We start from the raw sequence: 22,492 nt of genomic DNA on the forward strand, positions 1-22,492 counted from the left end.
CCACCGCCGAGCGCCCCGTGCCGCCAAGGCCGGTGCCCGGTGCATGACCAGCACCACCCCCTCCCGCGGGGCCGACACCGCGGGCCCATCCGTAGACCCACGGCAACGCTCATAAGGAGATAGCCAGATGACCACCCCTCCTCCCGGAGGCGCCGGATACGCCGGATACTCCGGACCTCACGGGCAGCGCGGAATCCACGGTCGGTGCGCCCCGCGCGCAGCGCGCGGAGCGCGTGGCGCCCTCGGAGCGCTCCGTGCGATCGGGGCGCGAACCCCGGGAGGCACCCGATGAGGGTCCTGCTGATCGGAGCCAACGGCTACCTGGGCCGCTTCGTGGCCGACCGTCTCCTCGCCGACCCCGCCGTGCAGCTGACCGCGCTCGGCCGGGGCGACGACGCCGACGTCCGCTTCGACCTCGCCACCGGCAGCCCGGGCGCCCTCACCCGCTTCCTGGACGCCGTCCACCCCGGAGTGGTCATCAACTGCGCCGGCGCCACCCGCGGCGGCGCCCGGGACCTCACCCGGCACAACACCGTCGCCGTCGCCACCGTCTGCGAGGCCCTGCGCCGCAGCAGCTGCGGAGCCCGCCTCGTGCAGATCGGCTGCGGTGCCGAGTACGGGCCCTCCCAGCCGGGCTCGTCCACCGCCGAGGACGCGGTGCCCCGGCCCGGCGGTCCGTACGGCGTCAGCAAGCTCGCCGCCACCGAACTCGTCCTCGGTTCCGGCCTCGACGCCGTCGTCCTGCGCGTCTTCTCGCCCGCGGGGCCCGGCACCCCGGCCGGTTCCCCGCTCGGCCGGCTCGCGGAGGCGATGCGCCGCGCGATGCAGGCCGGCGACGGCGAACTGAAGCTGGGCGGTCTCGGCGCACAGCGCGACTTCATCGACGTACGGGACGTGGCGCGCGCCGTGCACGCCGCGTCGCTCTCCGCCGCGCAGGGCGTCATCAACATCGGCTCCGGCCGGGCCGTGCGGCTGCGCGACGCCGCCGCTGTACTCGCCCGCGTCGCCGGATTCGGCGGCGCCCTCCACGAACTCGACGGCCCCGCCGTGGGGATGCGGCCATCCGTCGCCCACCCCCGCGCCGAATCAGACCACGGGATGCCACCCGTACCGACCGCGTATCCGTACCCCGACGGCTGCGGCAGCTGGCAGCAGGCCGACGTGCGCACGGCTCGCGACCGGCTCGGCTGGCGCCCGCGCATCAACCTCGAAGAGTCCCTCGCCGACATCTGGATGGAGGCGGCATGCCGTATCTGACCCCGACCACGACCGGCCTGTCGAGTACCGACGTACGTCTCGGCTTCGGTGTCCCCGGTTTCGCGCACCCCCTCGTCGCACCCGCGGAGTGGGCCGAACTGACCCGCCCTGAAACGCCCTTGCACTGGGTTGTCCTGAATGTCGCCAATGGTCCGGGGTCGCGTCCCGACCAGCACTGCCTGGAGGCGGCGGGGCGGCTGCGGCGGGCCGGGGTGCGTGTCCTTGGTCACTTGGACCTGACCTATGGCGCCCGCGCCTTCGGGGAGATCGTCTCCGACGCCCACCGGTTCCTCGACTGGTACCAGGTGGACGGCTTCTACTTCGACCGCTGCCCCACCGAGCGGACCGCGCTTCCCGAGGTCAGGCGGGTCGTCACGACCCTGCGCGCCCTCGTCGACGACGCGCACGTCGTGTTCAACCACGGCACCCACCCGTACCCCGGATACGCCGAGAACGCCGACCAGTTGGTGACTTTTTCCGGCCCCTGGAGCGACTACCGCTGGTCCCAGGTCGCCGAGTGGACCGCCGACTATCCGCCCGAGCGGTTCTGCCACTTCGTGCACGGGATGCCCCTCGGCCATCTCGAGGAGGCGCTGCGCATCGCGCGCTGGCAGGGCGCGGGCACGATCTACTTCACCGATCACACGGATCGGGACGGCGCGGCCGACCCCTGGGAGGCGATGCCCGGCTACTGGGACGAAATCGTCTCGCGCATCGGACGCGGTGTCTCGGAATGAAGGGGGGCGTGGCAGTGTTACAGACGGAACAACCGTACGTAGATACCGACCAACGGAGTCCCCGTGTCGCTGCCACCCCTGGTCGAGCCAGCTGCTGAGCTCACCGTAGACGAGGTCCGCAGGTACTCCCGCCACCTGATCATCCCGGATGTCGGGATGGACGGGCAGAAGCGGCTGAAGAACGCCAAGGTGCTCTGTGTGGGCGCCGGTGGCCTTGGCTCGCCGGCCCTCATGTACCTGGCCGCCGCCGGCGTGGGCACGCTCGGCATCGTGGAGTTCGACGAGGTCGACGAGTCGAACCTGCAGCGCCAGATCATCCACAGCCAGGCCGACATCGGCCGGTCCAAGGCGGAGTCCGCGAAGGACTCGGTCCTCGGCATCAACCCGTACGTGAACGTGATCCTTCACGAGGAGCGGCTCGAGGCCGACAACGTGATGGACATGTTCAGCCAGTACGACCTGATCGTCGACGGCACGGACAACTTCGCGACGCGCTACCTCGTCAACGACGCGTGCGTGCTGCTCAACAAGCCCTACGTGTGGGGTTCCATCTACCGCTTCGACGGCCAGGCCTCGGTCTTCTGGTCCGAGCACGGGCCGTGCTACCGCTGCCTGTACCCGGAGCCCCCGCCCCCCGGCATGGTCCCCTCCTGCGCCGAGGGCGGCGTCCTGGGCGTGCTGTGCGCGTCCATCGGCTCCATCCAGGTCACCGAGGCGATCAAGGTCCTGGCCGGCGTGGGTGACCCGCTGGTCGGCCGCCTGATGATCTACGACGCCCTCGAGATGCAGTACCGCCAGGTCAAGGTCCGCAAGGACCCCGACTGCGCGGTCTGCGGTCCGAACGCGACCGTCACCGAGCTCATCGACTACGAGGCCTTCTGCGGCGTCGTGTCCGACGAGGCGCAGGAGGCGGCCGCCGGTTCGACGATCACTCCGAAGCAGCTCAAGGAGTGGATCGACGACGGCGAGAGCATCGAGATCATCGACGTCCGCGAGCCGAACGAGTACGAGATCGTCTCCATCCCGGGCGCCAAGCTGATCCCGAAGGGCGAGTTCCTGATGGGCACGGCCCTCCAGGACATGCCGCAGGACAAGAAGATCGTCTTGCATTGCAAGACGGGTGTCCGCAGTGCGGAAGTCCTCGCCGTGCTGAAGTCCGCGGGCTTCGCGGACGCCGTGCACGTCGGCGGCGGCGTCATCGGCTGGGTCAACCAGATCGAGCCGGACAAGCCGGTCTACTGAGCCTCGGCTCAGCCGCTGTGAGCTGATCGGACGGGCCTCGCGCACCACGCGCGGGGCCCGTCCGTCGTTTCGGGACGAGCGTCCGCCGTCAGGAGCACACCTTGCCCTCGCGCGGTATTCGCCCCTCCAGGAGATACGCGTTGACCGTCGAGTCCACGCAGGCGCTGCCGGAGCCGTAGGCGCCGTGCCCCTCGCCCTTCCACGTCAGCTCGACGCCGACACCCTTGCCCAGCTCGTCGACCATGCGACGCGCCCCTTCGTAGGGAGTCGCCGGATCGCCGGTGTTGCCCACGACGAGGATCGGCGCCGCACCGGGCGCGCTCACGTCCGGGTCGTCCCACTGTCCGGGGACCGGCCAGTCACGGCACCAGCCTGCCGTGTCCCAGCCCATGTACGGGCCGAACACGGGGGAGAGCGCACGGAACTTCGCCAGCCGGGCCTTGGTCTCCGGCACCGTGGGGCGCACCGTGTCGTCGAGGCAGGAGATCGCCCGCTGGGAGTGGCTCGCCGTGCCGTAACGCTCCCTCGCGTCGCGGTCGTTGTACGAGTCGGCGAGCGAAAGCAGGGTGGTGCCGTCGCCCCGCTCCGCTTCCTGAAGGCCTCGCGTCAGGGCGGGCCAGCTGTCCTTGCTGTACAGGGTGACCGCGATGCCGGTCGTCGCGAGCGACTCGTTCAACTCGCGGCCTCCCGGAGCGGGCAGCGGGTCCGCGTCGAGCTTCTTGAGGAGCGCGACGACCTCGCGCGAACCCTCCTTGGGGTCCTTGCCGCGTGACGTGAAGTAGTTGTCGAGTGCTCGCTGGAATCCGCGCGCCTGGTTCTCCGCCTGCTCGACGCGGCCCGCGGTCGGGTCGACCACGGCGTCCAGCGTGAGCCGGCCGACCTTGTCGGGGAACAAGTGCGCGTAGATCCCGCCCAGTTCGGTGCCGTAGGAGACGCCCATGTAGTGCAGCTTCTTGTCGCCGAGCACCTGACGCATGAGGTCCATGTCACGTGCGGCCTCGGTGGTCGACACGTGCTCGAGCAGCTTTCCTGCCTGCTTGCTGCAGCCCTTGCCGAACGCGACGGCGTCCTGGAGGTACGCCTTCTCCTCCGCGCGGTTGTCCGGGGTGAGGTCGACGGACTCGGCCGCCTGCATCTCCTTGTCGCTTCGACAGCGCAGCCCGCGGCTCTGCGAGACGCCGCGCGGATCGAAGCTCACCAGGTCGTAGCGCTCGCGCAGCTTCGCGTACTGAGGGGCGAGGACCGGCAGCAGATCCACCCCGGAGCCGCCGGGGCCGCCGAAGTTGTACAGCAGCGAGCCGATCCGCTCCGCCCTGTCGCCGCGAGCCTTGGTGCGGATGAGAGCGATGTCGATCGTGGGTCCGGTCGGCTCGGCGTAGTCGAGCGGAGCCTTGAGCGTCGCGCACTGCCAGTCGGAACCGGGCGCGGGCGAGCCCGCATGCGCACGGCAGCGGCCCCAGTCGAGGCGCTGGCCGGTGAGTGACGAGGGGAGGGCGGGTGAGCCGCCGTCGCCCGATGCCGCGCCGGACGGCTGCGCGGCGGAGGCCGACGACGGCTTCGGATCGCCTCCGCCGCGCTTGCCCGAGCCACTGCACCCCGCGGCCGCCCCGGCCGTCAGCGCGAGCGCCGCGACCACGGCGAGCGCGCGGACACCATTTCCCCTGCGTGTGCGTGCGCCCGCGGGTGCGCGCGAAACCTGTGCCGCCATGGCACCTCCCCCCTCAACTGCCCCCGTTCGAAAGACAGTCAAGCCATCGTAGGAGCGCCCACGGACATCCGCCTCGGCCTGTGGACAACTCCGAGATCACTTGCAGACCGTTCCCCCCTTCGGGGGCTTTCCGCCGAGGAGGTAGGTGTTCACGGCGCCTTGCACGCACTTGTTTCCGCTGTCGTAGGCCCCGTGCCCCTGACCCTTGTACGTCAACTCGACGCCCACGCCGTCTCCGAGCGCGTCGACCATCTTCCTCGCGCCCTCGTACGGGGTGGCCGGGTCGCCGGTGTTGCCGACGACGACGATCGGGGCGGAGCCGGACGCGCTGACGTCCGGGTGGTCGGAGGCCCCGTCGACGGCCCAGCCGGAACAGTTGAGCATGCCCCAGGCCAGGTAGTCGCCGAACATCGAGGACGCCTTTCGGAACTCCGGCAGCTTCGCCTCGACGTCCTTCGTCGTGTAGCGGGGCTTGTCGTCGGCGCAGTTGATGGCGATGTTCGCGGCCTGGATGTTGCTGTACTTGCCGTCCTCGTTGCGCCCGTTCATCGAGTCGGACAACGCCATGAGGGTCTTGCCGTCACCGTCGTAGGCCTGCTCGAGGCCCTCGGTCAGGTACTCCCAGAAGTCCTGCGAGTACAGGGCCTGCGCGACGCCGTTGGTCGCGACGGTCTGGGTGAGGTCGCGCGGGAAGATGCCCGGAATCGGCTTCTCCTCCAGCTCGTCGAGCAGCTTCGCGATCTTGGTCTTGACGTCCTGCGGAGTGTCCCCGACGGGGCAGTCCTCGGCCCGGGACGTGCAGTGCTTCGCGTAGTTGTTGAGGGCGAGCTGGAATCCCTTCGCCTGGCCGAGCGCGCCTTCCTCCGGGTCCTGAGTGGGGTCGACGACTCCGTCGAACACGGCACGGCCCACCTTCTTGGGGAACAAGTGGGCATAGACGCCGCCCAGTTCGGTGCCGTAGGAGATGCCGAAGTAGTACAGCTTCTTGTCGCCGAGCACCTGGCGCATGAGGTCCATGTCGCGGGCCGCGTCCGTGGTGCGTACGTGGGGGAGGACCTTGCCGGAGTTCTTCTCGCACGTGTCGTTGAACGTCTTGATGTTGTCGACGAGCTTCTTCTGCTCCGCCGTGTCGTCCGGCGTCGAGTCCTGCTGGAAGTACTCGTCGAGCTGTTTGTCGTCCTTGCACTCGATGCCGGCGCTGCGGCCCACCCCGCGCGGGTCGAAGCTGACGAGGTCGTAGCGGGTGCGCAGTTTCGCGTACTCGGAGCCGAAGGCGGGCAGGGTGGTGACGCCGGAGCCGCCGGGGCCGCCGAAGTTGAAGATCAGCGAGCCGATGCGCCTGTCCTCGCTCCCGCTCGCCTTCGCGCGGATCAACGCCAGGTCGATCGTGTCGCCCTTGGGTTTGTCCCAGTCGAGTGGAGCCTTCATGGTGGCGCACTGCCACTCGGCGCCGCCGGGGAGCGGCGAAGGAGCGTCGCCGCCGCCCTGGGAGTCCGCGGGCGCGGGGCAGTCCTTCCAGCTCAGCTCCTGGGACGTCAGATCCACGTCGTCGTCGGAGTCGTTGCCGCACGCCGCGAGCGACACGGACAGCAGGGTGACGGCGGTCAGGGCAGCGGTGCGGGACCAGGACGGATTGGGCATGCGTCCATCCTGCGGCGGCGGGGTGCGGGGCGCTCGGGCTGCGGGCTGTGCGAGTGAGGTCCGTGCCTCCTGGGGGAGGCCCAAGTCGCCTAGAGGGCGCCCTTTCTCGTCAGGTGGTTGAAGAACAACCATCCGGGGAGGACGGGGAGCCACAGGGTGAGCAGCCGGTAGAGCAGCACCGCGGGCGCCGCCACCTCCTTGGGCAGTCCGACCGCGATCAGACCCACCGTCAGGGTCGCCTCGACGGCACCCACGCCGCCCGGTGTCGGAGCGGCCGAGCCGAGCGCGTTGCCCGCGAGGAAGACGACCGCGACGCTGGCCAGGCTGATCGTGGTCTGGGTCTCGTCCCCGAAGGCGCGGATCGAGGCATCCAGGCACATCACGAAACAGGCCGTCAGCAGCAGCATGCCGCCGATACCGGTGATCAGCTTCCGCGGCCGCTGCAGTACGTCGAGCATGCGCGGTACGACACCGGCGAAGAGCGAGCGCACGCGCGTGACGACGAATTTGCGCAGGAACGGAATCGACGTCACTACAAGGACGAGCACAGCGACGGTCAGCAGGCCCGCGATGACTGTGCGGGACGGCGACAGGGAGGGCGTCTTCTCCGTACCCGTCAGATAACCGAAGGTCAGCAGCAGCAGGATGTGGCTGCCCATGCCGAACAGCTGCGAGGCGCCCACACTCGCCACGGCGAGCCCCGGCCGCACCCCCGCACGCTGGAGGAAGCGCGTGTTGAGCGCCACGCCACCGACCGCCGCCGGCGCCACGATCTTCACGAAGGACCCGGCGACCTGGGCCGCGACGGTCCGCATGAAGGGGACCCGTTCCGGTACGAAGCCGAGCAGGCTCATCGCCGCGGCCACGTAGCTGAGCGCGGAGAACAGCACCGCGAGGCCGACCCAGCCCCACTCGGCCTCGCCGACGATCGACCCGAAGTCGATGTGGGTCAGCTGCGACAGCAGGAAGTACGCGCCGATCGCTCCGGCGATGAAGCTGATCAACGTGCGCGGCCTGATGCGCTCCAGGCGGGCCGGTTCGACGGGCGCCTGTGGCCGGATGCGCAGCACCTGGTGGCGGATCTGGGTCAGCAGATCCTCCTCGCGAGCCTCCTCAAGGGCCTCGTCGAGCGCTCGCTTCTCGGCCTGCCGCTCCGCCTTCTCGGACTTCTTCTCGGCGCGTACGGACACCTTGCCGGTGTCGGTGGTGGCGGCCTCCTCGATGCGGGCCTGCTTGGCCTTGCTGGACGCCTCCAGGACGGCCTCGCGCTCGCGCTGGGCACGCTCACGTCCGAGCCTGCGCAGCGTCGCTCTGGTGGAGCGGGTGAGCGCGATCGGCTGCAGCAGCGGCAGACAGTCGGCGACGGTGTCCGGGCCGAGGACCGCCACGGCGGCCGCGACGGCGCGCTCGGCGCCCGCCCGCAGGCCGAGTGTCGTGAGCAGCTGGGCGATGTCCATGCGGAGCACCAGGTCGCCCGCGGCGATCTCGCCGCCGCGCAGATCCGTGAGGACCACCGTGCCGGAACGATCCACCAGAATCGCGTCACCGGCCAGCCTGCGGTGCGCGATGCGCCGCGACTGGAGCGCCTGTACCTGATGCCAGGTGTCCCGCATCAGCTCGTCGGTGATCTCCTCGTCCGGCAGCGAGTCCAGGGACCGGCCACCGACGTGCTCGTAGACGAGCATGACGGCATCCGGGCCGAGCTCGGAGGTCGCGATCAGCTTGGGTGCGTTCGCCCCCGCGGCGATCGCCGCGTAGGCGAGCAGTGCCTCCTGCTCCAGGGCCTGGCGCAGTGACTGGAGGCTGCGGCGCTGCGTGATGCCGCGCAGCGTCAGGCGGCGCCACACGCGGTAGAAGAAGCCCTGTGCCTGCTGCTCCCGGTCGACCACGGTGACGTCGAGCGGCGGGCCGTCCTCCAGGGTGACGAAGTAGCGCCGCCCCCGGTCGCCGTTCTCCGTGGTGCCCTCCTGGGCTTCCTCACGGGAGGCGTTGACGGGGTGGAAGCCGACGTGGCGCAGGCCGGCGAGGAGCGTCTGCCCTGTGGGGCGCACGTTCGGGGAACCGACGGCGTACAGCGTTCCGTAGGCGACGGTCCAGCCGATGAGGACCGTAAGGATGATCGAGAACGGTGTCGTGTAGCCGGTGACGAGCATCGCGAAGGCGTCGAGCAGCAGCACGACCCACAGCACGACGCGCCATCGTGGTCGCCGCGACATCCCGACCGCCGTCATATAGGCGATGACGGGCGCCAAGTAGCCGTGCACCGGGTCGGTCAGCGCGTGGATATCGCTGGGCGACACCGTGGTGAGCGCTTCCTTGATGGACCGCGGGGCGGCCTGGGCGACCCAGAGGTCGGTCGCCAGGGTCACCCCGTGCGCGAGGACGGCGGCGAGCACTCCGTCGGCGATCCGCAGGCCGTCGCGTTTGATGAGCCGCTCGATGGCGAACGCGACCGGCACCAGCAGGATGGCGATGCTCGACGCGAGACCCGCGAACTTGGTCAGCAGGTCCGGCGCCTGGCCGGTGCCCTTGTCGATGTCCTGGGCGAAGCCCGAGGTCGTGCCGTGCGCGAACGCGGCGATGGCCAGCAGGACGACGACGGCGAGCAGGCCGACGAGGAGGCGCATGAGGTCCGAGGGGCGGTGCACGCGCGCGGGGAGCAGCGGTTCGTCGCCGTCGACCCGCTCCGTGTGCGCGTCCCCCTCGGCACAGTCGGGGTCGTGCAAGGGCTGCTCGTGCTTCGTTTCGGCGGCCTGATCGGCCGCGTCGTCAGGGCGCGCCGGTGCCACAGAGGTGCCCTCCGCCTTGTCGGGGTGCACGCTCTGCTGCTCCGTTGTCTCTTCTTGATCTCGTATCACCAGTCACCGCCCGCACGATGGTGGCATGCCGCACCGTCATAGGGGGGCATCAGGGTGCATTCGAGGAGTGGGGAGTCCTCGGCAGGCTTCTTCGTGTACGGCCTCCCGGGCCGCCTCCTCTGCGCGCCCCCGTGCTGTCGGTGCCGTGCGGCAGGATGGGCCGGATGAGCAAGGAGAGCGAACCGGCGGGAGAGCTTCCCGAGTACGCGGAGCGGGTCCTCGACGTCGCGGAACTGATCCCGCGCGGGCGGGTCATGACGTACGGGGACGTGGCCGAATGGCTGGGTGACGGCGGGCCACGCCAGGTGGGCCGGGTGATGGCTCTCTACGGAGGCGCGGTTCCGTGGTGGCGTGTGGTGCGTGCCGACGGGCAGCTCCTGCCGGGGAACGAACTGCGTGCGCTCGACCACTACAGGGAGGAGGGCACGCCGCTGCGTGAGGCTTCCCGCGCGGCCGAAGGACACCTGCCGCGCCTCGACATGAGGCGCGCGCGGTGGGACGGCCGGGAGGGTACGGAAGCTCACACTTGACAGCTTCGGCCATCCCGCGCGCGGGTGGGGTGCCGGTGGCCCGTATGGGGGAAACGGGGCGTGCGGGGCACTTCGACAGCCCCGTGCCCGTTGGTGAGACGGGGCACATCCGTGCCCGGAGGCACGCGGGAGAGGCGTCGGAAGCCCGGCTTCCGTCACACTCGACGGCGTAGCGTCGACGGCACCGTCGATGGCAGACACCTCCTTCACCGCATGGCCACCGCTTCGCGCGGACGGCCCTTCGACCACCAGCACACCCACCAGGACCAGCGATCCACGTGAGCTCCTCCTCGTCCACCCGGCACCTGTCGCAGCCCCAGGTTCGACAGGGGCTTCCCGGTGCGTACCGACTGGTGCGTACCCCGCCGGCTCCGGTGGACCCCCCTCGTCTGGACGCACATCAGCGTGCGGTGGTTGACCATGCCCACGGTCCGCTCCTCGTCCTGGCCGGTCCGGGGACGGGCAAGTCCACGACCCTTGTGGAGGCCGTCTCGGCGCGCATCGCCAGGGGAACCGCTCCCGAGCGCATCCTGGTCCTCACCTTCAGCCGGAAGGCAGCGGTCGAACTGCGCGACCGGATGGCGCTGCGCATCGGGGCCGCGCACGCCCCGCAGGCGACGACGTTCCACTCGTTCTGCTACGCCCTGGTCCGCGCCCACCAGGACGCGGAACTCTTCGTGGAGCCGTTGCGGCTGCTGTCCGGACCCGAGCAGGACGTCGCCGTACGGGAACTGCTCGCGGGGCAGATCGACCTGGAACAGGCCGGGCTCGCGCATGTGCGCTGGCCCGACGAGCTGCGCGCCTGCCTCACCACACGGGGCTTCGCCGACGAGGTGCGTGCGGTCCTCGCCCGCAGCCGCGAGCTGGGCCTCGGGCCCGCCGCCCTGGACGCCTTCGCGCGCCGCATCGGCCGTCCGGACTGGCGGGCGGCCGCCACCTTCCTCGCCGAGTATCTGGACGTACTCGACGCACAGGGCGTGCTCGACTACGCGGAACTGGTGCATCGCGCCGTGCTCCTCGCGCGCCGCACGGAGGTCGCGGACCGGCTCGCGACGCAGTACGACGCCGTCTTCGTCGACGAGTACCAGGACACCGACCCCGCCCAGGTGCGGCTGCTGCACGCACTCGTGGGCGGGGGCCGCACCCTCGTCGCCTTCGGCGACCCGGACCAGTCGATCTACGCGTTCCGGGGTGCGGACGTGAACGGCATCCTGGACTTCCCCGACCACTTCCCGCGGGCCGACGGCGCCCCCGCCCCGGTCGAAGTGCTCACTACGTCCCGGCGCTCCGGCGCCCACCTCCTGGAAGCGACGCGCCGCATCACCCAGCGGATGCCGCTGACCCGACTGCCCGCCCACAAGGTGCGCGCCCACCGTGAGCTGTCGCCCGTGCGCGACGGAGGCAGGGCCGAGGTCTACACGTATCCGACGTCCGGTACGGAGCTGGACAACATCGCGGACATCCTGCGGCGTGCCCACTTGGAGGACGGCATCCCGTGGAGCGACATGGCCGTCCTGGTGCGCGCCGGCGGGCACAGCATTCCGGCGGCGCGGCGCGCGCTCACGGCGGCCGGCGTCCCCCTCGACATCGACGGCGACGACCTGCCGCTGCGCCACGAACCGGCGGTCACACCGCTGCTGACGGCCCTCAAGGCGGTGGCCCGCGCCGACGTCGAGGAGGACGAGTGCTGGCTCGACACCGAGACGGCTCTCGACCTGCTGGCCTCGCCGCTCGCCGGGATGGACACCGCCGATCTGCGCCGCCTGGGGCGCGCCCTGCGCGAGGAGGAGCGCGCGTCGGGGAACGCGCTTCCGCCGCCCTCGGACGACCTGCTGGCCCGCGCGCTCGCAGAGCCCGAACGGCTCGCGCTGCACGATCCGGCGTACGCCCGCGGCGCGCAGCGTCTCGGCGCGCTTCTCGCGACCGCCCGCCAGAAGCTCACCGACGGCGGCACCGCGGAGGAAGCCCTCTGGGAGCTGTGGAACGGCACCCCGTGGCCGGGCCGACTCGAGCGCGCGGCCCGCAGGGGCGGCGCCGCCGGACGCAACGCGGACCGTGACCTGGACGCCGTCTGTGCCCTGTTCGCCGTCGCCTCGCGCGCGGAGGAGCGCACCGGAGGCCGCGGCGCCCGCAACTTCCTGGAGGAGCTGGAGGCCCAGGACATCGCGGCCGACACCCTCGCTGGACGAGCCGTGCGCCCCGACGCCGTCCGCCTGATGACCGCGCACCGCTCCAAGGGCCTGGAGTGGCGGCTCGTCGTCGTCGCGGGCGTCCAGGAAGGCCTGTGGCCCGACCTGCGGCGTCGCGGCTCCCTCCTGGAGGCCGACCGCATCGGCCGCGACGGTCTCGCCGAACCCCTCACCCCCGGCGCGCTGCTCACAGAGGAACGACGCCTGTTCTACGTCGCCGCCACGCGCGCGAAGGAGCGGCTCGTCGTCACCGCGGTGAAGGCGCCCGCGGACGACGGCGACCAGCCGTCCCGGTTCCTGACCGAGCTGGGCGTGGAACCCAAGGACGTCAGCGGGCGCCCGCGCCGCCCCCTCGCGGTGGCCGCGCTCGTCGCCGAACTGCGGGCCACGACGGTCGACCCGCGCGTCTCCGAAGGACTGCGCGAGGCCGCCGCGCGCCGCCTCGCCCGGCTCGCCGCGCTCAGCGACGACGACGGCAGACCGCTCGTTCCGGCCGCCCACCCGTACCGCTGGTGGGGCATGTACGAGCCGACCGAGAGCAAGGTCCCGCTGCGCGACCGCGACAAGCCCGTCGTCCTCTCCGGGAGCGCCCTCGACCAACTGGCCAACACCTGCGCCCTGCAGTGGTTCCTCGGCCGCGAGGTCAAGGCGGACGCCCCCGCCACAGCGGCCCAGGGCTTCGGCAACGTCGTGCACGTCCTGGCCGACGAGGTCGCCTCCGGGCGGACCCCCGCCGACCTCGCCGTTCTCATGGAGCGCCTGGACTCGGTGTGGGACTCCCTCGCCTTCGACGCGCCCTGGAAGTCGGCCCAGGAGAAGGAGAACGCCCGCGCCGCACTGGAGCGCTTCCTCCAGTGGCACGTCATGGACCGCGCGGGCCGCACCGCCGTCGCCAGCGAGCACGACTTCGACGTGACGCTCGATGCGGGCTCCTACGAAGTGCGCATCCGCGGCTCCATGGACCGTGTGGAGCGGGACGCCGACGGCCGTGCCTACGTGGTCGACTTCAAGACCGGCAAGCAGGTGCCCACCGCTGCGGACGTCGCCCGGCACCCACAGCTCGCCGTGTACCAGCTCGCTGTGCACGAGGGCGTGGTCGACGAGGTCTTCGACGGCGTCCGGCCCCACCCCGGAGGAGCCGAACTGGTGCAGCTGCGGCAGGGCGCCGCCAAGAAGGACGGCGGCGAGGCCCTGCCGAAGGTGCAGGCCCAGGAGCCCCTCGAAGGGGAGTGGATCGGCGATCTCCTCGCCACGGCGGCCGGCAAGGTCCTCGACGAGCGCTTCGTGCCGACCGCAGGACAGCACTGCACGCACTGCGCCTTCCGGGCCTCGTGCAGCGCGCGTCCGGAGGGCAAACACGTCGTCGAGTGACGTGTGCCTCCACTGAGCCGGAACAGCACGGCGCTGTCAGTGGTGCCGGTTAGCCTCGATGAGGTGACCACGCGCCTCACCGACCCCGAGCAGCTCAAAGAGCTGCTCGGCATCCCGTTCACCCCGGAGCAGACGGCCTGCATCACCGCGCCGCCCGCCCCGCAGGTGATCGTGGCCGGAGCGGGCTCCGGCAAGACGACGGTGATGGCCGCGCGCGTCGTCTGGCTGGTCGGCACAGGACAGGTCGCCCCCGAGCAGGTTCTGGGCCTCACCTTCACCAACAAGGCGGCCGGAGAGCTGGCCGAGCGCGTCCGCAAGGCCCTGATCAAGGCAGGCGTCACCGACCCCGACACGATCGACCCGGACAATCCTCCGGGCGAGCCCGTGATCTCCACGTACCACGCCTTCGCGGGCCGACTGCTGACCGACCACGGCCTGCGCATCGGGCTCGAACCCACGACGCGGCTGCTCGCCGACGCCACCCGCTTCCAGCTCGCCGCGCGCGTGCTGCGCGAAGCGCCCGGCCCGTACCCCGCGCTCACGCGCTCCTTCGCCGACCTGGTCAGCGACCTGCTCACGCTGGACGGCGAGCTGGCGGAACACCTCGTACAGCCCGGCAAGCTGCGCGCCCACGACCATGAGCTGCTGCGCGCCCTCGAAGGCGTCAAGCTCAGCAACGCCGACCTGCGCAAGGTCCCCGAGGCGGCCGCCGCGCGCCTGGAGCTGGCCGAGCTCGTGGGGCACTACAGGGAGGCCAAGCGCACGCGGGACCTCCTCGACTTCGGCGACCAGATCGCCCTGTCGGCGACGCTGGCCGACACCCGGCCCGAGGTCGGCGAGATCCTGCGCGACGAGTTCCGAGTGGTCCTGCTCGACGAGTACCAGGACACCTCCGTGGCCCAGCGGATCCTGCTCGCGGGCCTTTTCGGCGCCGGCACGGGCCACGCCGTGACCGCGGTCGGCGACCCCTGCCAGGCGATCTACGGATGGCGCGGCGCCTCCGTCGCCAACCTCGACGACTTCCCGCGCCACTTCGCGTACGCGGACGGGCGCCCGGCCACCCGCTTCGCGCTCAGCGAGAACAGGCGCAGCGGCGGCCGCCTGCTCGACCTCGCCAATGGACTCGCCGAGCCCCTCCGGGCCAGGCACGCGGGCGTGGAGGCCCTGCGCCCCGCCCCCGGAGCCGAGGAGGACGGCGGCGTGCGCTGCGCCCTCCTGCGCACCCACAGCGAGGAGATCGACTGGCTCGCCGACTCCATCGGCCACCTCGTCGGTACGGGCACCGCGCCCGGCGAGATCGCCGTGCTGTGCCGTACCGCGACCGACTTCGCCGAGATCCAGGGCGCCCTCGTCGCCCGCGACATCCCCGTCGAAGTGGTCGGCCTCTCCGGCCTGTTGCACCTCCCGGAGGTCGCCGACCTGGTCGCCATGTGCGAGGTCCTCCAGGACCCCGGTGCCAACGCCTCGCTCGTCCGCCTGCTGACCGGCCCGCGCTGGCGCATCGGCCCCCGCGACCTCGCCCTCCTCGGGCGCAGGGCACGCTTCCTGGTCTCCCACGCGCGCGGGGGCGGGGACGAAGACCCGGACCGGCGCCTGGCCGAGGCCGTCGAGGGGGTCGACCCGTCCGAGGTGATATCGCTGGCGGACGCGCTCGACACGTTCCTGGAGACCTCGACCGGGGGTGAGGAGGACGACGACGGGCTGCCGTTCTCACCGGACGCGCGCGTGCGCTTCGCCCGGCTCGCCACCGAACTGCGCGAGCTGCGCCGCTCGTTGTCCGACCCCCTCATGGACGTGCTGCACCGTGTTCTGGCGGTCACCGGCCTGGAGGTCGAACTCTCCGCCTCCCCCCACGCGTTGGCGGCCCGGCGGCGCGAGACGCTGTCCAACTTCCTGGACATCGCCGCGTCGTTCGCGGCCAACGACGGCTCCGCGACACTGCTCGCCTTCCTCGGATTCCTGCGCACCGCGGCGCAGTACGAGAAGGGCCTCGACAACGCGCTGCCCGGCGGCGAGAACACCGTGAAGGTGCTCACCGCCCACAAGTCCAAGGGCCTCGAATGGGACGTCGTCGCGGTCCCCGGCCTCGTCAACGGCACGTTCCCGAGCACACAGGGCCGCGAGAAGTGGACGGCGCAGGCCAAGGTCCTGCCCCATGAACTGCGCGGTGACGGCGCCACGCTGCCCGACATCGAGACGTGGGACTCCAAGGGCATGAAGGCCTTCCACGCCGACATGAAGGACCACCAGCACACGGAGGAACTGCGTCTCGGCTACGTGACGTTCACCCGCCCGCGATCCCTGCTGCTCGGCTCCGGGCACTGGTGGGGGCCGTCCCAGAAGCGCAGGCGCGGCCCGTCGGACTTCCTCCAGGCGCTGTACGAGCACTGCGTGGCCGGGTACGGCGAGATCGAGGCGTGGGCGGACGAACCGGCGGAGGACGAAGAGAACCCGGCCCTCCAGGAGGAGTCGGTCGAGCACGCCTGGCCGCTGCCGCTGGACGAGGGGTCGCGGGCTCGCCGCAGGGCCGCCGCGCACACGGTCCTCGCCCACCTGGAGCGCGCCGCGGGGCCCGAAGCCGCGCACGCCCACACGCAGACGCACCCCGCCGCCCTCGACGAGCCGCCCTTCGAGGACCCCGACTGGCCACCGCCGCCCGAGGACGACGAACCCCCGTACGACCCGTACGAGGACGGCCACGCCCCGGACGAGGGCGACCACGACCTCTACGAAGGCGAGCACGACCCGTACGAGGACGACCGCGACCCTTACGAGGGCCATCACGATCCCTACGAGGACGACGCGTCCCCGGCCGGTGACGACGCGCGCGTGGCCGAGCCCGAGCGGGCGACCCCGGTCGTGCCGCACCCCGCCCACGCCCCGGAGTCGGAGCTGACCCCGGAGGAGGCGCGCACCATCGCCTCCTGGGACCGCGACCTCGAGGCGCTGAGCGGCGAGCTGCTGCGTGCCCGCGCCGCCGTGCGCGACGTCCCCGTCCCGCACACGCTCACCGCGTCCCAGGTGCTGCGGATGGCCGCCGACCCGGACGCCTTCGCCCGGGAGCTCGCCCGGCCCATGCCCCAGCCGCCGCAGCCGGCGGCCCGCAGGGGCACCCGGTTCCACGCCTGGGTCGAGTCGCGCTTCGAAGAGCTGCGGCTGCCCATGCTCGACCCCGAGGAGCTGCCCGGCAGCGATGCCGAGATCGCGGACGAGCGCGACCTGGAGGCGCTCAAGGAGGCCTTCGAGCGCACCCCGTACGCCCACCGCACTCCCTACCGGGTCGAGCTGCCCTTCCAGCTGGCCATCGCGGGCCGCGTCGTCCGCGGCCGTATCGACGCCGTCTACAAGGAGGGCGAGGGCGACGGGGCGCGGTACGAGATCCTGGACTGGAAGACGGCCCACCGGAAGTCCGCCGACCCCCTCCAGCTCGCCGTCTACCGGCTGGCCTGGGCCGAACTGCAGGGCGTGCCCCTGGAAGCGGTGAGCGCCGCCTTCCTGTACGTACGCAGCGGGGAGACGGTCCGGCCGCGTCGGCTGCCCGGCCGCGAGGAGCTGGAGCGGCTCCTGCTGGAGGGCTCGCGGGAGCCTGCGGAGTCCGCTGAGGAACCGCCGGACGAGCACGTTCGGGCGGGCGGATAGGCTCGTGACCATGAGCAAGCCCGTTGACAATGCCGTCAGCACCGTCCGTGCGTATGTCGAGAACCACCGAGAGGCGTTCCTCGACGACCTGGCCGCGTGGCTGCGGATCCCGTCCGTGTCCGCCCAGCCCGCCCACGCACCGGACGTGCGCCGCAGCGCCGACTGGCTGGCCGCGAAACTCGCCGAGACCGGCTTCCCGACCACGGAGGTGTGGGAGACGCCCGGCGCCCCGGCCGTGTTCGCCGAGTGGCCCTCGGGCGACCCCGAGGCCCCCACGGTCCTCGTCTACGGGCACCACGACGTGCAGCCCGCCGCCCGCGAGGACGGCTGGGACACCGACCCCTTCGAGCCGGTCGTCGTCGGAAAGCGCCTGCACGCGCGCGGGGCGGCGGACGACAAGGGGCAGGTGTTCTTCCACACCCTCGGCGTGCGCGCCCACCTGGCCGCGACCGGCCGCACCGCACCCGCGGTCAACCTCAAGTTCCTCATCGAGGGTGAGGAAGAGTCGGGTTCGCCACACTTCCGCGCCCTCGTGGAGGAGCGCGCGGAGCGCTTGGCCGCGGACGCGGTGATCGTCTCCGACACCGGCATGTGGTCCGAGGACACTCCCACGGTGTGCACCGGCATGCGCGGTGTCGCCGACTGCGAGATCGAGCTGCACGGGCCCGACCAGGACATCCACTCCGGCTCCTTCGGCGGCGCCGTCCCGAACCCGGCGACCGCGGCCGCCCGCCTTGTGGCAGGGCTGCACGACGAGCACGCGCGCGTGGCCGTCCCCGGCTTCTACGACGGCATCGTCGAGCTGACCGACCGGGAGCGCGAGCTCTTCGCCGAGCTGCCGTTCGACGAGGAGCAGTGGCTGCGCACGGCGAAGTCCCACGCCACCCACGGAGAGGCCGGGCACACCACCCTGGAGCGCATCTGGGCCCGCCCCACCGCCGAGGTCAATGGGATCGGCGGCGGCTACCAGGGCCCCGGCGGCAAGACGATCGTGCCGGCCTCCGCGATGCTCAAGCTCTCCTTCCGCCTGGTCGCCGGGCAGGACCCGGACTACATCGAGAAGGCCGTCACCGCCTGGGTCGCCGAGCAGATGCCCGCGGGCATCCGCCACACGATCACCTTCGGGGCCGCCACCCGCCCCTGCCTCACGCCGCTCGACCACCCGGCACTGCAGTCCGTCGCACGCGCCATGGGACAGGCCTTCGAGCAGAAGATCCGCTTCACGCGCGAGGGCGGCTCTGGTCCCGCCGCCGACCTCCAGGACGTTCTGAACGCCCCGGTGCTCTTCCTGGGCATCTCCGTGCCGTCCGACGGCTGGCACGCCCCCAACGAGAAGGTCGAACTCGACCTCCTCATGAAGGGTGTCGAAACAACCGCCTACCTGTGGGGCGATCTCGCGGAGAGCTGGGCAGATGCACACTGATTGAGGCACCCCGCACCCGCCCGCCGAACCGCCCGCCGAACCACCCATTCCACCGGGGGAGTTGGAAGCACTCGTGACCACCTGGACCGACCGAACCGCCGACCTCGCCGCAGGGCGACCGCTCTCGCTCTCCGCGCCGAGCGGAATCGACCGCGCCGCACACCACCGCCTCGACGAGGCCTGGCTCGCCGCCGCGTGGAGCCACCCCACGACCCGCGTCTTCGTGGTCTCCGGTGGCCAGGCGCTCATCGACGAGACGTCGGACGGCACGACGGAACTGGTCATGACCCCGGCCTTCGAAGCGCCCCTCACCGAGGCCCACCGCTACTTCCTGGGCACCGACGAGGACGGCGTGAGCTACTTCGCGCTCCAGAAGGACACGCTTCCGGGGCGCATGGACCAGTCCGCGCGCCCGGCCGGGCTGCGTGAGGCGGGGATGCTCCTCTCGCAGCGGGACGCCGGCCTCATGGTGCACGCCGTCGCCCTGGAGAACTGGCAGCGGCTGCACCGTTTCTGCTCCCGCTGCGGCGAACGCACCGTCATCGCCGCCGCGGGCCACATCCGCCGCTGCCCGGCCTGCGGGGCCGAGCACTACCCGCGCACCGACCCGGCCGTGATCATGGCCGTGACGGACGAGCAGGACCGCATCCTGCTCGGCCGCCAGGTGCACTGGCCCGAGGGCCGCTTCTCGACGCTCGCCGGTTTCGTCGAGCCCGGCGAGTCCATCGAGCAGTCGGTGCGGCGCGAGGTCTTCGAGGAGGCGGGCGTCGTCGTCGGTGACGTCGAGTACGTCGCCAGCCAGCCCTGGCCGTTCCCGTCCAGCCTGATGCTCGGCTTCATGGCACACGCCACGTCCTTCGAGATCAACGTGGACGGTGACGAGATCCATGAGGCGCGCTGGTTCTCCCGCGAGGACCTGCGGGCCGGCTTCGAATCGGGTGAGGTCATGCCGCCCTACGGCATCTCGATCGCGGCCCGGCTGATCGAGCTCTGGTACGGCAAGCCCCTGCCGAAGCCCAGCGACGCGCTCTGAGTGAGCTGCGGGCCCGCCGATCTCGGGGGAGGGCGGTCCCGGAAGCCCTGAAGAGGGCGAGGCCATGACCGGCTGTCGATGCCGAGTCGTAGACAGCGGAAAGCCCCCGTACCCGTGGGCGGGCGGGGGCCATTCACTGGGGGCCGGGCGACTCAGGCGGCCATGGCCTGCTTCACCTGCGCCAGCGACGGGTTCGTCATGACCGACTCGGCGCCGCTGTCGGACACCACGAGAAGCGTGGGGACCGTCTGGTTCCCGCCGTTCGCCTTCTCCACGAAGGCCGCGGACTCAGGGTCGTGCTCGATGTTGACCTCGGTGTACCCGATGCCCTCACGGTCCATCTGCTTCTTCAACCGCTGGCAGTAGCCGCACCAAGTGGTGCTGTACATCGTCACAGTGCCCGGCATGTCCTCGCGCTCCTTCGGTGGCTGGGGGTGCGTGTTCGCAATGAGTCGAACGTACGCGACCCGGCGGCCATTCCCGCACGTCGAGCGCATTGGTACGACTAATGCCCGGCGCCTGTGGACAGCGCGACGCATCCGTCGCCGCGGACCTGGCAGCATGGCGGGGTGACAGCAGCAACGCACTCCACCCTGTTCCCGCAGGTCCCGGAATCCGCCGACGCGGTGCTCGAGGGGCTCGACCCCGAGCAGCGCGCCGTGGCGACGGCCCTGCACGGTCCGGTGTGCGTGCTCGCGGGCGCGGGCACGGGCAAGACCCGAGCGATCACCCACCGCATCGCGTACGGCGTCCGCGCGGGCATCCTCCAGCCCAACACCGTCCTCGCCGTCACCTTCACCAACCGCGCCGCGGGGGAGATGCGCGGCCGGCTCAGGCAGCTCGGCGCCGTCGGGGTGCAGGCCCGCACCTTCCACTCCGCCGCCCTGCGCCAGCTCCAGTTCTTCTGGCCCAAGGCGGTCGGCGGGGAGCTGCCCCGGCTCGTCGACCGCAAGATCCAGCTCGTCGCCGACGCCGCTGCCGCCTCGCGCCTGCGCCTCGACCGCGGAGAGCTGCGCGACGTGACCGCGGAGATCGAGTGGTCCAAGGTCACGCAGACCGTGCCCGGCGACTACGCGGCGGCGGTGCACAAGGCGGGCCGTGAAGCGCCCCGGCACCCCGCGGAGATCGCCCAGATCTACTCCGCGTACGAAACGCTCAAGCGGGACCGCTCCGTCATCGACTTCGAGGACGTTCTGCTGCTCACCGTGGGCATCCTCCAGGACCGGCAGGACATCGCCGACCAGGTCCGCGCCCAGTACCAGCACTTCGTCGTCGACGAGTACCAGGACGTCAGCCCGCTCCAGCAGCGCCTGCTCGACCTGTGGCTCGGCGAGCGCGACAGCCTCTGCGTCGTCGGTGACGCCAGCCAGACGATCTACTCCTTCACCGGAGCCACCCCCGACCACCTGCTCAACTTCCGCACGCGCCATCCCGGTGCCACCGTCGTGAAGCTGGTCCGCGACTACCGCTCCTCGCCCCAGGTCGTGCACCTTGCCAACGGAGTCCTGACCAGAGCGAGCGGCCGCGCCGCCGAGCACCGCCTGGAGCTGATCTCACAGCGCGAGGCGGGCCCCGACCCGACCTACGTCGAGTACGCCGACGAGCCCGCCGAGGCCGAGGGCGCCGCCGGCCGCATCCGCGAGCTGATCGACGCCGGGGTGTCCGCGGGCGAGATCGCGATCCTGTTCCGGACGAACGGGCAGTCGGAGATCTACGAACAGGCGCTCGCCGACGCGGGGGTGCCCTACCAGCTGCGCGGCGCCGAGCGCTTCTTCGAGCGGGCCGAGGTGCGCAAGGCCCACCACGAGCTGCGCGCGGCGGCCCGCTTCGGGGACAACGACGCGGGGCTCGACGAGGCCGTCGATCTGCCCTCCCAGGTCAGAGCCGTGCTGTCCGGCGCGGGCTGGACCACTGAACCGCCCGCCGGATCGGGCGCCGTGCGCGACCGCTGGGAATCGCTCGCCGCCATCGCCCGGCTCGCGGAGGACCTGTCGCGAGCCGAGCCCGCCGCGACCCTGAGCGCGTTCGTGGCGGAGCTCGACGCGCGGGCGAGCGCACAGCACGCCCCGACCGTGGAGGGCGTTACCCTCGCCTCGCTGCACGCGGCGAAAGGCCTCGAGTGGGACGCGGTGTTCCTGGTCGGCCTCGCCGAGGGCATGATGCCGATCACCTACGCCAAGACCGACGAGCAGATCGAGGAGGAGCGGCGCCTCCTGTACGTCGGAGTGACCCGCGCGCGGCGTCATCTCGGCCTTTCCTGGGCGCTGTCCCGCTCGCCGGGCGGCCGCCCGAACCGCAGGCCGAGCCGGTTCCTCGACGGGCTGCGGCCGGGGTCGAAGGGTGCGGCGGGGCGCGGGGCGAGCGCGGGGCGCGGCGGCATCGAGTTCGGGACCCGGTCGGCCGTCCGCGAGCCGCTCGGCGCCACGCGTCCCAGGGGCGACCGGAAGGTGGCCCGCTGCCGTGTGTGCGGGCGCACGCTCGAGGCCGCCGAGATGAAGCTGATGCGCTGCGAGGAGTGCCCCTCGGACATGGACGAGGGCCTGTACGAGCGACTGATCGAGTGGCGCGGCCGCACGGCGGAGGGCCTCGGCCAGCCCGCGTTCTGCGTCTTCACGGACAAGACCTTGATCGCCATCGCCGAGGCGTCTCCCGAGGACGCGGCCGAGCTGTCCCGCATCCCGGGTGTCGGACGCCGGAAGTTTCGGAGCTACGGATCCGATGTTCTGGCTATTTGCGCTGGTCAGACGTTTAGTGATCAGGACGACGAGGGCGCCGGGGACGACTGACGAGAACTCGTCGAAAAAATAGTTTGCGCATGCCCCAACAATCCCCATAGGTTCTTAAGCACGAAAGCAGCGGTCTTC

Annotated in this window: 13 protein-coding genes; 9 read left to right on the forward strand and 4 right to left on the reverse strand. The window is 71.6% G+C overall.

Features of this window, described 5'->3' with window-relative positions; all coding sequences use genetic code 11:
• The first annotated feature begins 288 nt into the window (after positions 1-288).
• From ACY34M_RS33525 to moeZ, 3 genes are all read left to right on the forward strand, one after another.
• Entirely contained in the window at positions 289-1,257 is a 969-nt protein-coding gene (locus ACY34M_RS33525) for an NAD-dependent epimerase/dehydratase family protein (RefSeq protein WP_462722048.1), read from the forward strand.
• On the forward strand, positions 1,245-1,994 hold the full coding sequence (locus tag ACY34M_RS33530) for a spherulation-specific family 4 protein (RefSeq protein ID WP_462722047.1): 750 nt from the start codon (positions 1,245-1,247) through the stop codon (positions 1,992-1,994). Before ACY34M_RS33525 ends, ACY34M_RS33530 begins: the two co-directional genes overlap by 13 nt.
• Before the next feature lie 63 nt (positions 1,995-2,057).
• The gene (gene moeZ, locus ACY34M_RS33535; RefSeq protein ID WP_450811020.1) at positions 2,058-3,236 is read left to right on the forward strand and encodes an adenylyltransferase/sulfurtransferase MoeZ; all 1,179 of its coding nucleotides are present in this window, start codon (positions 2,058-2,060) and stop codon (positions 3,234-3,236) included.
• Between the two features lie 88 nt (positions 3,237-3,324).
• Here moeZ and ACY34M_RS33540 read toward each other — a convergent pair whose 3' ends face one another.
• The 3 genes from ACY34M_RS33540 to ACY34M_RS33550 form a co-directional block, all read right to left on the reverse strand.
• Positions 3,325-4,944 carry an alpha/beta hydrolase gene (locus ACY34M_RS33540; protein ID WP_462722046.1) on the reverse strand — a complete coding sequence of 540 codons (1,620 nt, stop codon included), beginning with the start codon at positions 4,942-4,944 and terminating at the stop codon, positions 3,325-3,327.
• A 96-nt stretch (positions 4,945-5,040) separates the two neighbouring features.
• Positions 5,041-6,585, reverse strand: coding sequence for an alpha/beta hydrolase (locus ACY34M_RS33545; RefSeq protein ID WP_462722045.1), 1,545 nt, complete (start codon positions 6,583-6,585; stop codon positions 5,041-5,043).
• A gap of 89 nt (positions 6,586-6,674) precedes the next feature.
• A complete protein-coding gene (locus ACY34M_RS33550; protein ID WP_462722044.1) occupies positions 6,675-9,443 on the reverse strand; it encodes a lysylphosphatidylglycerol synthase domain-containing protein in 2,769 nt (922 codons plus the stop codon).
• Between the two features lie 155 nt (positions 9,444-9,598).
• Between ACY34M_RS33550 and ACY34M_RS33555 the strand changes: the two genes are divergently transcribed.
• The 5 genes from ACY34M_RS33555 (at position 9,599) to nudC (ending at position 19,628) form a co-directional block, all read left to right on the forward strand.
• Positions 9,599-9,973, forward strand: coding sequence for an MGMT family protein (locus ACY34M_RS33555; protein WP_462722043.1), 375 nt, complete (start codon positions 9,599-9,601; stop codon positions 9,971-9,973).
• A 278-nt stretch (positions 9,974-10,251) separates the two neighbouring features.
• Positions 10,252-13,533 carry an ATP-dependent helicase gene (locus ACY34M_RS33560; protein ID WP_462722042.1) on the forward strand — a complete coding sequence of 1,094 codons (3,282 nt, stop codon included), beginning with the start codon at positions 10,252-10,254 and terminating at the stop codon, positions 13,531-13,533.
• Positions 13,534-13,596: 63 nt separating this feature from the next.
• The gene (locus ACY34M_RS33565) at positions 13,597-17,172 is read left to right on the forward strand and encodes an ATP-dependent DNA helicase (protein ID WP_462722041.1); all 3,576 of its coding nucleotides are present in this window, start codon (positions 13,597-13,599) and stop codon (positions 17,170-17,172) included.
• Between the two features lie 10 nt (positions 17,173-17,182).
• Positions 17,183-18,595: a dipeptidase gene (locus ACY34M_RS33570; protein ID WP_462722040.1), complete on the forward strand. Its 1,413-nt coding sequence runs from the start codon at positions 17,183-17,185 to the stop codon at positions 18,593-18,595.
• A gap of 73 nt (positions 18,596-18,668) precedes the next feature.
• Positions 18,669-19,628 (forward strand): NAD(+) diphosphatase, encoded by a 960-nt coding sequence (gene nudC / locus ACY34M_RS33575; protein WP_462722039.1) that lies wholly within the window; start codon positions 18,669-18,671, stop codon positions 19,626-19,628.
• A gap of 152 nt (positions 19,629-19,780) precedes the next feature.
• Here the strand turns inward: nudC and ACY34M_RS33580 are convergent, their stop codons facing one another.
• A complete protein-coding gene (locus tag ACY34M_RS33580; protein ID WP_462722038.1) occupies positions 19,781-20,035 on the reverse strand; it encodes a mycoredoxin in 255 nt (84 codons plus the stop codon).
• Positions 20,036-20,197: 162 nt separating this feature from the next.
• Here ACY34M_RS33580 and ACY34M_RS33585 point away from each other — a divergent pair, with 162 nt between their 5' ends.
• Positions 20,198-22,414 (forward strand): ATP-dependent DNA helicase UvrD2, encoded by a 2,217-nt coding sequence (locus ACY34M_RS33585; RefSeq protein ID WP_462722037.1) that lies wholly within the window; start codon positions 20,198-20,200, stop codon positions 22,412-22,414.
• Positions 22,415-22,492: the final 78 nt, after the last annotated feature.

The organism is Streptomyces sp. EDA2-14, assembly GCF_054963755.1.